At 45.4% G+C, this 15,770-nt stretch carries 10 protein-coding genes; all 10 read left to right on the top strand.

Annotation, left to right across the window (positions count from 1 at the left end):
* The first annotated feature begins 93 nt into the window (after positions 1-93).
* Complete coding sequence (locus EC604_RS20335) at positions 94-1,794, top strand: ABC transporter substrate-binding protein (protein ID WP_123065895.1); 1,701 nt, start codon at positions 94-96, stop codon at positions 1,792-1,794.
* A gap of 156 nt (positions 1,795-1,950) precedes the next feature.
* The gene (locus EC604_RS20330; RefSeq protein ID WP_123065981.1) at positions 1,951-3,636 is read left to right on the top strand and encodes an ABC transporter substrate-binding protein; all 1,686 of its coding nucleotides are present in this window, start codon (positions 1,951-1,953) and stop codon (positions 3,634-3,636) included.
* Positions 3,637-4,035: 399 nt separating this feature from the next.
* Positions 4,036-5,382, top strand: coding sequence for a GH1 family beta-glucosidase (locus EC604_RS20325; RefSeq protein ID WP_123065894.1), 1,347 nt, complete (start codon positions 4,036-4,038; stop codon positions 5,380-5,382).
* 339 nt (positions 5,383-5,721) lie between these two features.
* On the top strand, positions 5,722-5,985 hold the full coding sequence (locus EC604_RS20320; protein ID WP_123065893.1) for a hypothetical protein: 264 nt from the start codon (positions 5,722-5,724) through the stop codon (positions 5,983-5,985).
* Between the two features lie 322 nt (positions 5,986-6,307).
* On the top strand, positions 6,308-7,279 hold the full coding sequence (cyoA, locus tag EC604_RS20315) for a ubiquinol oxidase subunit II (protein ID WP_123065892.1): 972 nt from the start codon (positions 6,308-6,310) through the stop codon (positions 7,277-7,279).
* A gap of 21 nt (positions 7,280-7,300) precedes the next feature.
* Positions 7,301-9,271: a cbb3-type cytochrome c oxidase subunit I gene (locus EC604_RS20310; protein ID WP_123065891.1), complete on the top strand. Its 1,971-nt coding sequence runs from the start codon at positions 7,301-7,303 to the stop codon at positions 9,269-9,271.
* A complete protein-coding gene (gene cyoC, locus EC604_RS20305; protein WP_090924959.1) occupies positions 9,272-9,892 on the top strand; it encodes a cytochrome o ubiquinol oxidase subunit III in 621 nt (206 codons plus the stop codon).
* Positions 9,893-10,222 (top strand): cytochrome o ubiquinol oxidase subunit IV, encoded by a 330-nt coding sequence (gene cyoD / locus EC604_RS20300; RefSeq protein WP_090924960.1) that lies wholly within the window; start codon positions 9,893-9,895, stop codon positions 10,220-10,222.
* Positions 10,223-10,458: 236 nt separating this feature from the next.
* Entirely contained in the window at positions 10,459-14,613 is a 4,155-nt protein-coding gene (locus EC604_RS20295; protein ID WP_123065890.1) for an S-layer homology domain-containing protein, read from the top strand.
* Between the two features lie 316 nt (positions 14,614-14,929).
* The gene (gene kduI, locus EC604_RS20290; protein WP_123065889.1) at positions 14,930-15,769 is read left to right on the top strand and encodes a 5-dehydro-4-deoxy-D-glucuronate isomerase; all 840 of its coding nucleotides are present in this window, start codon (positions 14,930-14,932) and stop codon (positions 15,767-15,769) included.
* The last annotated feature ends 1 nt before the right edge of the window (position 15,770 follow it).

Here is a 15,770-nt window from a genome sequence, read left to right as displayed (position 1 = left end):
AGAAAGTACACTGGATTCACCCGGATATGGTATGAGCAGGCGTGCCCTGTTATACAAATACACAGCTTCATTTTATCCAAAGGGGGATTATACATGAAGGGCAGAACACCAAAAACATTTGCAATGCTTTTGTTAGCGAGCGCTCTTGCGATCACAGCAGGATGCGGAACTAGCGGAGGGAAATCAGCTGAAGAAAAACCGGTGGACACGGGGGATACAACCACGCCAATCACCTTTACATTCTTCGGAGCCGATGCAAGTCCGAACTGGAATAACATGAAGGATGCTGTTGGGCAAGAGATCACGAAGGCAACCGGTGTTACGCTTGAAGCAGAGTTTGACGTGAATAATGGCGGAGACCAGAAAATTCCGCTGATGGCTGCTAGTGGTGATTACCCTGATATTATCTATCCCAAAGGAAATCTGTCGAAGCTGGTGGATGCAGGTGCAATGCTTGATCTAACCGACCTGATTGAGGAACATGCGCCTAACCTGAAGAAAATCTATGGTGATCAGATGAACCGTCTGAAGTATAGCACGGAAGATCAGGCCATCTATACGATTCCAACCAATATGGGTGTAGGTAACGTCGCATTCGATGCGACCGGCGGATTTGAGATTCAACAGAAAGTGTTGAAAGAGCTGGGTTATCCCGAAGTGAAAACCCTTGAAGACTATGAAAATGTGCTTCGCACTTATTATGAGAAACATCCAACCATTGATGGGCAGCCTACCATTCCGCTGACGCTGAATGCCGATGACTGGAAGATTATGATTACGGTTACAAACCCGGCCTTCCAAGCCACAGGAGCACCAGACGATGGTGAGTATTATATTGATCCGGAGACGTATGAAGCAAAGCTGCACTACAAACGCCCAGAGGAGAAAGAATATTTCCGCTGGCTGAACAAAATGTACAACGAAGGGCTCTTGGATAAAGATACGTTTGTTCAAAAGGATGATCAGTATAAGTCCAAAATCGCCAGTGGCCGCGTTCTGGGTCTGATCGACCAGGAGTGGAACTATGGCGAAGCTGAGAATGCGTTGAAATCCAAAAACAACGGCGAGAGCACATATGCTCACTTCTCCGTTTCCCTGAACAAAGACATCGTAGATCATACGTTCCAGCCAACCGGTTTTGACGGTTACGGTATTGGTATTACAACGTCTGCGAAAGATCCGGTTCGTATCATCAAGTTTATGGATTGGCTTGCTTCTGACGAAGGCCAGGTACTCCGGTACTGGGGTGTTGAGAACCAGCACTACAAAGTAGAGAATGGAAAACGCATCGTTCCGGAAGATGTCCAAGATCGCAAAATCAACGATAACTCGGCCTTCACGAAAGAGTCAGGAGTTGGAATGTATAACATCTTTAGTGCCAGATATGGTGATGGTATGAAAGATTCCACAGATAACTACTACACAACGAACTTCCCTGAACAGATTCAGGCTGGATATACAGCGGCGGAGAAAGAAACGTTGAAAGCGTATGGCATCACGACATGGAAAGACTTCTTCCCATCTGAGGATAAGTTGAAACTGAAGGATTGGGGTGCAGCATATAACATGCCGGTGCCTTCCGATACCGAATACAACGTGACCTTCCAAAAAACACAGGATATCATCCGCAAACGCATTCCAGAAGCGATCTTGGCAAAGCCGGATCAATTTGACACTCTCTATGACGGACTGCTCGCTGAACTGGATAAAGCAGGCGCAGTAGAGATGGAAAAACAGTACACCGTATGGATCAAGGATCGCGTATCCCTCTGGACAGGTAAAGATGTGAAATAAGCAAGATAAATGATTAAAGGAAAATTGTGATTATATTTTTCTGGAATAAGCTTGGCTCAAATATGATGTGGTATTCACAGGCACCAAGCCTGTTATACAGATAAAACCTTCATAAATAGGGGAGATAGACAAATGAGAGGCAAAATGAAAGGCAGAATGACAGGTAAAACACCCAAGACGTTTGCAATGTTAATGTTGGCTAGTGCAATGTTGGTTACGGCTGGATGCGGTAACTCCGGCACCAAGGAGACTACCGAATCCAGCGGTACCGACCCGATTACAATCTCGTTCTTTGGCGCGGACCCAAGTCCAACCTGGAACAACATGCAGGATGCCGTTGGTAAAGAAATCACAAAGCAAACCGGCGTTACGATTGAGGCCGAGTATGATGTTAACAATGGCGGTGACCAGAAGGTTGCGCTGATGGCGGCCAGCGGTGACTATCCAGACATGATTTTCCCAAAAGGAAACTTGTCAAAATTGGTGGATGCAGGTGCAATGATTGACCTCACCGATTTGATTGAAGAGCACGCTCCCAATCTGAAAAAAATCTATGGTGATCAGATGAACCGTCTGAAATACAGCACCGAAGATCAAGCAATCTATACCATCCCGACCAATATGGGGGTAGATAACGTTGTCTTTGACGCTACAGGCGGATTCGAAATTCAGCAAAAGGTATTGAAAGAACTAGGTTACCCTGAAGTAAAAACACTGGAAGATTACGAAAATGTACTTCGAGCATATTATGAAAAACATCCTACGATCGATGGTCAGCCAACGATTCCACTGACGCTGAATGCCGATGACTGGAAAATCATGATCACCGTTACGAATCCGGCTTTCCAGGCTACAGGAGCACCGGACGATGGTGAATACTACATTAACCCTGAAACGTATGAAGCGATGCTCCACTACAAACGTCCAGAGGAGAAAGAATACTTCCGCTGGTTGAATAAAATGTACAACGAAGGTCTCTTGGACAAAGATACATTTGTGCAGAAAGATGACCAATACAAGTCCAAAATTGCCAGCGGCCGTGTTCTAGGTCTGATTGATCAGGAGTGGAACTATGGTGAAGCCGAAAATGCTCTCAAGTCCGCAGGTAAGGATGACAGCACGTATGCTCACTTCTCCGTCTCACTGAACAAGGACATCGTAGACCACACGTTCCAGCCAACCGGCTTTGACGGTTACGGCATCGGAATCACGACGTCTGCGAAAGACCCGGTTCGCATTATCAAGTTCATGGATTGGCTCGCATCCGATGAAGGTCAAGTCCTGAGAAACTGGGGCATTGAAAATGAGCATTACAAAGTAGAGGATGGCAAACGTGTCGTTCCGCAGGATATTCAGGATCGTAAAGTAAACGATAACGCCGCATTCACCAAAGAAACGGGTATTGGCATGTACAACATTTTCAGTGCCAGATACGGTGATGGCGTGAAGGATGCAACCGACAATTACTACACGACCAACTTCCCTGAGCAGATTCAGGCCGGATACACGGCGGCTGAGAAGGAAACGTTGAAAGCTTACGGCATTAACACGTGGAAGGATTTCTATCCTGCTGAAGATGATCTGAAGCTGAAAGAGTGGGGGGCAGCTTATAATATGCCCGTGCCTTCCGGTACAGATTACAGTGTGAAATTCCAGAAAACACAGGATATCGTGCGCAAACGTATTCCGGAAGCTGTTCTGACTTCACCAGCGAACTTCGATGCAACCTATGATTCATTCCTGGCTGAATTGGACAAAGCCGGCGCAGTGGAGATGGAGAAACAATACACGGAATGGATCAAAGATCGTGTATCCCTGTGGACAGGTAAAGATGTGAAATAAGTTGAGTTCATCAATATTCCAGTTTCAAATCGGAGTAGTTGGAAAAGGGCCTTCATTTATGAGGGCCTTTTATTATATTAGTAGCTTTTCAGAATTCTGTAACGAGAAGCATTGACGACATTTTTGATATCGCATATAATCCTCTTATTGTAAGCACTTCCAGTCAAGCAATTGGATGGATTTTAAGTTATGCATGTTTACATGTCTGGATCTTTTTTATTTACGCTTTTTCGAAAACGTTTTAGGAAACTGGTTTCGCTAATTGCAATTGAAGTATTTCAGCAATGAAAAAATGAAGCGATAAGCGAGATGGAATGATGCCTCACATGCACTACCCTATTACTATTGAATGCCGTGGGATATACGATCCGTACGTCATCTGAAATGGAGGATTTAGCAATGACCATTTTTCAATTTCCGCAAGATTTCCGCTGGGGAACCGCAACGGCTTCCTATCAGATTGAAGGGGCTGCGCAAGAAGGAGGACGTGGAGTATCCATCTGGGATACATTTGCACGTACTCCTGGTAAAGTGTTTAACGGTGACAATGGCGATGTTGCGTGTGACAGCTACCACCGCTATGAAGAAGATATTGCACTCATGAAAAAGCTCGGGATTAACACGTATCGTTTCTCTATTGCGTGGCCGCGCATTATTCCAGATGGGGATGGGGAGATCAACCGTGAAGGTCTGGATTTCTACCATCGTTTTGTAGATGCTCTGCTAGATGCTGGTATTGAACCGTTCCTCACACTGTACCACTGGGATTTGCCGCAGACGCTGGAGGATGACGGGGGCTGGGGTAACCGCAGAACGGTGGATGCTTTTGTCAAATATGCTGAAGTGATCTTCAAAGAATTTTCAGGCAAAATCAACTTCTGGCTGACCTTTAATGAACCATGGTGTATTGCATTCCTGTCCAACATGCTTGGCATTCATGCGCCAGGTAATAAAGATGTACAAACGGCTATTAATGTGGCTCACGGTCTGCTCGTGGCACATGGCAAAGCTGTACAGTCTTTCCGCCGTATGGGCATTACGGGGCAGATCGGTATCGCTCCGAATGTATGCTGGGCTGAGCCGTATAGCAAATCTGCTGAGGATCAGGCAGCATGTGACCGCTCTATCGCACTGAACACAGACTGGTTCCTTGATCCAATCTATAAAGGCTCCTATCCTCAGTTTCTGGTGGACTGGTTTGCAGAAGCAGGAGCAACTGTACCGATTCAAGATGGGGATATGGAAATTATCTCAGAGCCGATTGACTTGCTTGGCATTAACTACTATACGATGGGCATTAACCGTCATAATCCGGATGCGGGTGTGCTTCAGTCGGAAGAAATGAACATGGGATTAATTAAAACAGACATCGGCTGGCCTGTGGAATCACGCGGCTTGTATGAGTTTATGCATTATTTGCAAAAGTACGGTAACGTGGATGTGTATATTACAGAGAATGGTGCATGCATTAACGACGATCTGGAGAACGGCAAAATTAACGACGATCGCCGCATCTCGTATTATGAGCAGCATTTGGCGCAGATCCACCGCATTATCAATGACGGCATCAACCTGAAAGGATATATGGCTTGGTCGCTGATGGATAACTATGAATGGGCTGAAGGCTACCGGATGCGCTTTGGTTTGGTACACGTTGATTTTCGTTCGCTTGTAAGAACACCTAAGGAAAGCTTTTACTGGTATCAGAGCGTGATTAAAAATAATTGGCTTGAGATCCGAAACTAAGCTTGAGCGAATGTCCTCATTAACAGAAATTATTTTTTTCTACTATATATAGGCGGTTCTGTCGGAGTTCTCCGATAGACCGTCTTTTTCTATTTGTCACAAGTAAAATTAGAATTTCTAAACTGTTCATAAGCTTTAACTTAATTTCTGTTATAAAATGATCGTTTTTGGGTTATAAGAAGTATGGTGATGGTGAAGATGTATTTGTCAATATGTTTTTGAGAAATAAAGTGTCAAAAATGAGAAATAAATTTGAACATTTATTGACTAAAATTCATACTGATGTGGTATATTGGTATTAGGAAAGCACTTACAAAAAGGGAAAAGGAAGTGTTTACTATGGCATCTAAAACAGCAATGGTCAGCCAATTAGAGCGTAAAGATAAAAATATGCGTCGCGCAGTTTTGACGATGACAGTTCTGGCATGGGTTGCGCTCATCACCGGAGTAGTACTGTGCCTGATTAATTTGAATGAATTTAATGATCGCAATTTAGGATTAATGGTCGGCATTGGCTTTCTTGTAGGCAGCGTATTTATCTACGTTATTGCTAAATCGATTGGTTTGGTTCATACACGGCATGAAGATGAAGGTGCAGATTAATTATAATCTTGCGTAATATCGTCCATAATAAGACTGGAGAATTCCCCGGAAATCCAGTCAATAAAGCCCTTTGCGGATTCGTTGACAATCGTTCAACGGGACTGCAAAGGGTTTTGTTTTGCGAGCTGAAGTGTAAAGATTACAATGTACAAATATCAACCGATCAAGCGATTTGTGAGAAAAAATTCACACATTTAGGGTGTAAAATCGACAAATTTGTTAACATGAACAAAAAAGTCACTCGTTTCTGATATCTTTAGTAGGAAGAGAGTAGTATACTGATTTTTTAGTATTAGCGAATATTTAAGGAGAGGGGATCAAAATGAACAAGAAACCTAGGTCGCTTATCCGGATTATCCTTCCGGTTGTCCTGACGTTGGTTACAATTGCATTGATTGTCTGGCCAATGCTGGCAGGCGGGCAGTATGTTGTTCTGGATCCGAAGGGGCCTATCGGCGCCGCACAGAAAGATTTGATACTTATTTCAACTCTTCTGTGTGCTGTTGTCATCGTCCCTGTGTTGATTATGTCCGCTGTAATCGTTTGGCGTTACCGCGACAAGCCAGAAAACAAAAATGAGTATAAGCCAAACTGGTCTCATAGTACAAAGGCGGAAGTCATCTGGTGGACAATTCCGATTGTCATCATCGGACTTTTGGCCATCGTTACTGTGCGCTACACCTATGATTTGGAGCCTTCCAAACCATTGGCACATGAGAAAGAACCAATTACGATTCAGGTATCTTCACTGGATTGGAAATGGTTGTTCCTTTATCCTGAGCAGGGCATTGCAACAGTTAACACACTGAATATTCCTGCAGACCGGCCTGTGAAATTTGAACTTACTGCGGATTCACCAATGAACTCGTTCTGGATTCCGCAATTGGGTGGACAAATTTACACGATGTCAGGAATGGCAATGACCTTGTATTTGCAAGCTGACCATGAGGGTAAATACTGGGGTTCAGGCGCGAACTTCACTGGTGAACACTTTGGGGAGATGCGTTTTGATGTTAATGCAACTTCGGACGAAGAGTTTGATAAATGGGTGAATGAAGTGAAGCAACAATCCCAGCCAATGACACAAGATACGTATGATGCACTGGCTAAGCCAGGAACAAGTAACGTTGCTTACTACTCTGCGTTTCCTGAAGGTCTGTTCCAGAAAATCGTAACCAAATACGTTGTTGACGGTAAAAGTGCTCACAGCAAGCATGAAGGCTCAAGCTCGAACGAGTCTGCTGCTGGAGACAAATCCTTATCTGTACCGAAATTAAATACAAGTACGAATTAAAGATTCGAAAGGAGGCCCCCAATGTTAGAGAGACTAAAAGAGTTTGCATCGGAGTTTTTCGTTACCGGCGATCCGTTGATCTATGGAGCAGACGTGGCGATCGGAATTACGATGATTACCATCGTAACGGTGCTGACTTATTTCAAAAAATGGGGCTGGCTCTGGCGTAACTGGTTAACTACTGTCGATCACAAAAAGATCGGTATTATGTATATCATTGCTTCCATTATCATGTTGTTCCGTGGTGGTGTGGATGCATTGATGATGCGTCTGCAGCTGGCTATGCCTAATATGGATTTCTTACATCCAGAACACTATAATCAGGTCTTCACAACACATGGTACGATCATGATCCTGTTCATGGCGATGCCATTTATGTTCGGTTTGTTTAACGTCATTGTGCCGTTACAGATCGGAGCGAGGGACGTTGCATTCCCGTTCCTGAACGCACTGAGCTTCTGGTTATTTTTCCTGGGCGCAATGCTGTTCAACCTGTCCTTCGTTATCGGTGGTTCACCGGATGCAGGATGGCTGAGTTACCCGCCTCTATCGGAGCTGTCGCACAGTCCGGGGGTAGGACAAAACTTCTATATATGGGGTATCCAGATATCGGGTATCGGTTCCCTGGCAACCGGTATCAACTTTATGGTTACCATCATTAAAATGCGTGCGCCAGGCATGAAATGGATGAAACTGCCGATGTTTACATGGTCAGTATTCTCCACTTGTATCATTATCTTGTTTGCATTCCCGATCTTGACGGTGACACTTGCACTGCTCTTCCTCGACAGGTTTGCCGGGGCGCATTTCTTCACACTTGATCTGGGCGGCAACCCAATGATGTATATCAACTTGATCTGGATGTGGGGTCACCCTGAGGTATACATTGTCGTCTTGCCGGCATTTGGTGTGTTCTCCGAGATTGTAAGTACATTCTCGAAGAAAAAACTGTTTGGTTACAAATCGATGGTATTCGCGATGCTGATCATCAGCTTCCTGTCCTTCTTCACGTGGGCGCATCACTTCTTCACGATGGGTTCCGGAGCGGACGTTAATGCATTCTTCGCGGTTACGACGATGTTGATTGCCATTCCAACAGGGGTTAAGATATTTAACTGGCTGTTTACGATGTATAAAGGAAGGATACGCATGGCCACTCCGATGATGTGGACACTTGCCTTTATCCCGTGTTTTATCGTCGGGGGTATGACGGGCGTTCTGTTATCTGTTGCTCCTGCTGACTTCCAGTTCCACAACAGTTACTTCCTGATTGCCCACTTCCACCAAGTATTGATCGGTGGCGTTGTCTTCGGATACTTCGCAGGTCTGTACTACTGGTGGCCAAAAATGTTCGGTTTCCAATTGGAAGAAAAACTGGGCAAATGGGCATTCTGGACTTGGAATATTGGTTTCTACGTGTGCTTCATGCCGCAGTATGCTGTCGGTCTGATGGGTATGACTCGTCGTCTGAGCACTTACGGCTGGGATACCGGCTGGTGGGAACTGAACTTCGTATCCACAATCGGGGCTTTCCTGATGGGCGTTGGATTCTTGTTCCAAGTTGCACAAATTGCAGACGGTATTCGCAAATATAAAACACTCAAAGCTTCTGGCGATCCATGGGATGGTCGTACGCTCGAGTGGTCGATTCCTTCACCAGCTCCAGAATACAACTTCGCTGTTACACCTCGCGGAGATGATGTGGATGAGTGGTGGGAAGAGAAAGAACGTCGTGCGAAAGGCATCTATCCGCCTGAGCCTGTATATGAGCCAATTCATATGCCGAAAAATTCCTCGATTCCGTTCATTATGTCTGTCTTCTGGTTCGTAGCTGGTTTCGGCTTCGTCTTTGGATGGCTGTGGATGGCAATCCTTGGACTCGCTGGCGTGGGTATCTGCATGATTGCTCGTTCCTTCTCTTACGATACGGACTATTACATTCCGGTCGATGAAATCAAGCGTACCGAAGCGTCGTTAAGGGGGTCGGTATAGATGGCTCAAGCAGCCGCTAAGCACGGTGAGAATCATGCACACGGCCATGACCATGGCCACCATGATCCACAGGAAATGAAAATTCTCGGATTCTGGTTCTTCCTGATTTCCGACGTTATCCTGTTCTCCGTATTGTTCGCAACCTTCATTGTGTTGCGTGACAATACGGCGGGCGGACCGATTTTGTCTGAATTGATCAAAATGCCTGGTGTCATTGCTGAAACGTTCTTGTTGCTCACAAGTTCATTTACGAGCGGACTTGCAGTTCTGGCAATGAACCAAGGCAAAGTAAAACAATTGATTAACTGGTTGATCGTTACAGCCGTTCTGGGTGCAGGCTTCCTTGCCCTGGAGATTTATGAGTTTGTTGAGATGGTTCACGAAGGATTCAGCTACACAACAAGTGCAGCATCCGGCGCGTTCTTTACCCTTGTAGGTACTCACGGACTTCACGTATCGCTCGGTCTGATCTGGATGATCGGCCTGATGTTCCAACTGAAAAAACGAGGTATTACCGATGTCACTCGCGGTAAAATCAACGTAATCAGTTTGTACTGGCACTTCTTGGACGTTGTATGGATCTTCCTCCTGACCATCGTCTATCTGATGGGGGTGATGTAGATGGCACAGCACAACGCACATGATTCTCATGGCCATGAACAACATGGTTCCCTGAAGTCTTATGTCATCGGCTTCATACTGTCCATCGTTCTGACCATCATTCCTCTGGTAGTGGTGCTGAACGACATGATGGGCAAAACAGGAACGATGATTGTTATTCTGGGAACTGCGGCACTGCAGTTTGTAGTTCAACTCTTCTTTTTCATGCATATCCGTGAAACGGAGAAACCTCGCTGGAACGTGATGGCTCTCATTTTCGGATTGCTGATGATGTTGACTATCGTCATTGGTTCGATCTGGATCATGCTGAACAACGCAGTTGCACATTAATAGTTTTTAACGAGAACCTTCTTGTCTGGATTTCAGACGAGAAGGTTCTTTTTTTTTCAATTAGGACTGATGGCGGTATGGTTACATACCGATATAGACTTTATAGGGATGATTTGGGAAGGGGCTGAGGTGAAACTTTAAATTTATGATTCTAAAATTCATGATACAATCTCGAGCAAAATAAGGTTTGTAATAACTCTTGCATAATCTACGGTTCAATAAAAAGGAGAATAGCGATGAAAAAGGCCACAGCTGAAGAAATCGGGCTGCAAAGACATTTATCCCATCCAACAAAAAATGCGAAGAGCTACCTTAATAAGGTGTTCTCTTCATTCATGGCAATTGTACTTTTCGTTAGTTTGCATTCTTTTCCTGTATCGGCTGCTTCAGGGATTACAAGCAATTCATATCCTGAATTCAATGGCATACCATCGGCGGTGGCCAAGGGCTCAAACGGGGATATGTATATTGCATATCCTGAAATGGGAGCCGTTCAAGGTGGCCAGGGGATTCGTGATTTTAAGATATATAAATGGACTTCAGTGAGCAATTCTTTTTCATTAGAAACGAGTATCAATGCAGTTGTAGGACTGGACCAGCTTAATGATTATTACAGGGAATTAAAAATGGCAGTTGATTCAACCGGAATGCTGCACGTCGCTTTCTTAAAGACCGGTTCTATTAATAGTGGAGGTTGGTATTCCTACTCCAAGGGCGTTTATTATGGTACATACAATACAAACAGTAGCTCATGGTCAAGTGGATTTACGGGGATCGAGACACAGAGTCTTCCAACACAACCTGTAACGGTAGTCCATGACTATTATAATTCACTTGAGCTTCAGGTAAAACCTTCAGGTGGGGTTAATGTTGCCTATACCAAATATAAAAATGGAGCTTCACCGAATCATCAAATAAAAGTGCAAACGGGTTCGAATGCCAATACGATATGGTCTGAAACGGTAATAAATTTGCCGAAAGCCGGAATTATTCGTAGCATTTTAAGTGATGAAAACGGAAATACCAATGTTATTTATACAACCGAAGCAACTAGTGGTGTAAATATATACGTTTCCAGTGCCCCATATTCATCATCTACAGAATTAATAAATGGAGATAGTAATTATTATTCTTATTATGGTGCCGCACTAGATTCGTCGAGTCACATTCATATTCTTTATAGCGACTATGGATATGGTGGTATCGGAATCGTATCCGATACTGGAAGCGGGGGATCCTGGGAAACAACAATGATTGATAACGTTGATTTTGTCATAGCTGGGATAACAGCCCAACCAGTAGGTCAATTGGTCATTGATGCGAATGATAATATGTTTATTATTGCGGCTTCAATCGATTTAAATGATTTTACTCCTACTTCGTTGTACTATTACGGAAAATTTGCAGGAAGTAATACGTGGAGTAAGGGTTTAATAGATATTTCAGAATTAAATAACCTGCGTGGCAAGAATTTGGACGTGCTGTATCCGTTCGCTCCTTCGACTGGAAATCTGATGCTGCAGTATTTTGATGGGACTAACATGGAGGCAGGTTATGTTTCTGGCAAACAAACCGACTTTTTTGCTTCCTCCGGTTCGAGTAACGACGCAGCTTTGACCAGCGTATTGGGGCAGACCCTAACGGCAGGTTCGGAAGCGGGAACAATTGCGACGCCGAAGACGGCAAGCATCACCGTAGCAAATGGAGAATCCACTGTATCGGGCGGGGATATCGTCAAGCACGACGCAGGAGCAACGGTGACTTTCTACGGAACAGACAGTACTTTCGTGACGCCTGATGTCGGCAGCGTAAACCTTACATCGGGTTCAGGAACAGATGTATACATCAAAGTCGTTGCGGCAGACAATACAACCTTGTACTACAAGATTAGTATCAACAGGATGGCACCAATTTCTAACTTTGCGAATACGGCGAAGACGAGTACAACTGGAAGCTTTAGCTGGACAGCAGCCAGCGGGGCAACTGGGATCGTGATCGAACAATCCCCTGCGGGCACGAACACATGGACAACGGCACAAACAAGTGGAACACTTGTGGCCAATGCCACAAGTGCCACGGTAACAGGATTGAACCCGGCCACGTCGTATGACTTCCGACTTGTGGTCACTGGCGGTACGAATGCCGGTACATCGAATGTGGTCTCGAACATCACGACGGATAATGCACCAAGCGTGCCGCTCACGGATTTTGCGAATACGGCGAAGACGAGTACAACGGCAAGTTTTAGCTGGACAGCAGCGAGCGGGGCAACTGGGATCGTGATCGAACAATCCCTAGCGGGCACGAACACGTGGACAACATCGTCCACAAGCGGAGCCCTTGCGTCCAATGCCACAAGTGCCACGGTAACAGGATTGAACCCGGCCACGTCGTATGACTTCCGACTTGTGGTCACTGGCGGTACGAATGCCGGTACATCGATTTTGGTCTCGAATGTGACGACAGATACCGCACCAAGCGTGCCGCTCACGGATTTTGGGAATACGGCGAAGACGAGTACAACGGCAAGTTTTAGCTGGACAGCAGTGAGCGGGGCAACTGGGATCGTGATCGAACAATCCCCTGTGGGTGCGAACACGTGGACAACGGCCTCCACAAACGTAACCCTTGCGTCCAATGCCACAAGTGCCACGGTAACAGGATTGAACCCGGCCACGTCATACGATTTCCGCCTTGTGGTCACTGGCGGTACAAATGCCGGTACATCGAATGTGGTCTCGAACATAACGACGGATAATGCACCAAGCGTGCCGCTCACCGACTTTGCGAATACGGCGAAGACGAGTACAACGGCAAGTTTTAGCTGGACAGCAGCCAGCGGGGCAACTGGGATCGTGATCGAACAATCCCTAGCGGGCACGAACACGTGGACAACATCGTCCACAAGCGGAGCCCTTGCGGCCAATGCCACAAGTGCCACGGTAACAGGATTGAACCCAGCCACGTCGTATGACTTCCGACTCGTGGTCACTGGCGGTACGAACGCTGGCACATCGAATGTCGTTTCGAACATAACAACGGATAATGCACCGACCGTGCCTAACATCCCTAACGTACCAAGTTCGCCGACTAGTCCGGTAATTAGTGGTTCTGGTAGCAGCGCTCCTTCAAGCGGCACTACTGGGGTAGACATTCTTGTTAACGGAAAAGTGGAGAGCGCAGGTACGGCCACGGCATCGCAACGCAATAACCAAAGCGTAACCACGATATCCGTCGACCAGAACAAGCTGGACAACAAGCTTGCATCGGAAGGCTCTGGAGCCGTAGTGACTCTACCAGTTAATACGAAATCGGATATTGTGATTGGTGAATTGAACGGTCAGATGATTAAAAATCTGGAAAGCTATAGTGCGACATTGGAGATTAGAACAGCCCGAGCAACATATACCTTGCCAGCTCAACAAATAAATATTAATGCCCTATCCGCCCAATTGGGTAAAGAGTTGAACCTGCAAGACATCAAAGTTCGCATTGAAATCGCCGCTCCAATCACGGATATGATGCAAGTGGTAGACCAAGCGGCAGGGAAGAATGGGCTCACGCTCGTTGCTCCACCGACGGATTTCAAGATTAGCGCAACATATGGAAGCACGGCCATTGACGTATCAAAATTTAACGCATATGTTGAAAGAAGCGTTGCTCTTCCGAACGGTATTGATCCGAATAAGATTACAACAGGTTTGGTGGTAGAGCCGGATGGATCGGTAAGGCATGTACCAACCAAAGTGATTTTCAAGGAGGGAATGTATTACGCTCGGATCAACAGTTTAACAAACAGCACTTATACCGTTGTCTGGCACCCGCTAGAATTCAGTGATGTTGCAAAGCACTGGGCTAAAAAAGCTGTGAACGATATGGGTTCCCGAATGATTGTCAACGGTACCGGCAATGAGCAGTTCAGTCCCGACCAAGATATTACACGTGCCGAATTCGCAGCCAGCATTGTTCGAGGACTGGGACTTAAACTTGAGAACGAGACTACGCCTTTCTCGGACGTTAAGTCTTCCGATTGGTATAGCAGTGTAATTAGTACGGCGTATGCATACGAATTGCTTGATGGTTATCCAGATGGTACCTTCCGTCCGATGGATAAGATTACACGTGAACAGGCGATGGTGATCCTTTCCAAGGCAATGATTCTGACCAGATTGAAGGAAAAGCAGCCTGTACAATCGACAGATGGAATACTTCAATCATTTCAAGATGCGTCTAGTGTTTCTCATTGGGCACAAAGTAGCGTTATGGAAAGTGTACAAGCAGGCATCATATCTGGCAGAAGTGCCACAGCACTTGTACCTAAGGCTTATATTACAAGAGCTGAGGTAGCCACGATTATCCAGAAGCTTCTTCAAAAGTCTGAATTGATCTAATGTATATATAGTTCAATTCATCAAGTGATCTTAAAAAAGAGAGTTGACTAAAAAAGGGTGATTTCTGCATCTTGCAGAAATCATCTTTTTTTAGTGGTAAGTTGTGTGTAACTGGAGCCGTAAGTTTTACTCAAAATAGCCAACACGGTCCAATGATTTGGTTGAATCATAAAATAAGGGTACACAAATGATAGGAAATGAACTAAAATGAACTTATATGAACTTTAATAAACATAGTGAACTTCATTGAAAGCCAGAAAGCGACAATGAGCTCAACTCTAAACTTAATTCACAAGACGAAAGGAATGGATTACAAATGGAAAACCGTTATGCAGCCCACCCGAATGAAGTGAAAACGTATGATACAGCTCGTTTGCGTGAGGAATTCCTTATGGAGCAATTGTTTGCCAAAGACGAACTCGTGACTGTGTACTCCCATGTGGATCGTTACATCGTAGGAACTGCGGTGACACAAAGCAAAGACATTACCCTTGAAGTCAACTTGAAAGATATCGGAACAGATTTTTTCCTGGAGCGCCGTGAAATCGGTATCATCAACGTGGGTGGACAAGGTACAGTAACAGCGGACGGAGAAGCGTATGAAATTGGAGCCAAAGAATGCCTCTATATCGGTAAAGGCGTTAAGGAAGTGGTATTCAAGAGCAATGGCACAGAGCAGGCGGCTCAGTTCTACTTTGTTTCTACACCAGCTCACCATACCTATCCAACGGTAAAAGCAACTCAGGAGCAAGCACAGCCGAACCACCTCGGCAGCATCGAAACCTCCAACGAGCGTACGATCTACCGTTACATTCACCAAGGTGAAGGCGGAATCAAGAGCTGTCAATTGGTTATGGGGATTACTGAACTGAACAAAGGTAACATGTGGAACACGATGCCGGCACATACGCATAACCGCCGTTCCGAAGTTTACTTGTACTGGAACCTGCCTGAAGATGGCGTTGTATTTCATATGATGGGCGAGCCAACTGAAACGCGTCACCTCGTTGTACGTGATCGTCAGGCGATCATCTCTCCAAGCTGGTCTATTCACAGCGGTGTGGGCACAAGCAACTACACTTTCTGTTGGGCAATGGCTGGAGAAAACCAAACGTTCGAAGACATGGACGGCGTAGCGATGAAGGATCTGAAATAAG

This window comes from Paenibacillus amylolyticus (assembly GCF_003719335.1).
GTDB lineage: Bacteria > Bacillota > Bacilli > Paenibacillales > Paenibacillaceae > Paenibacillus > Paenibacillus amylolyticus_D.
The sequence above is the reverse complement of the archived record's forward strand: the minus strand, read 5'-3'. Positions and strand labels throughout refer to the sequence as shown.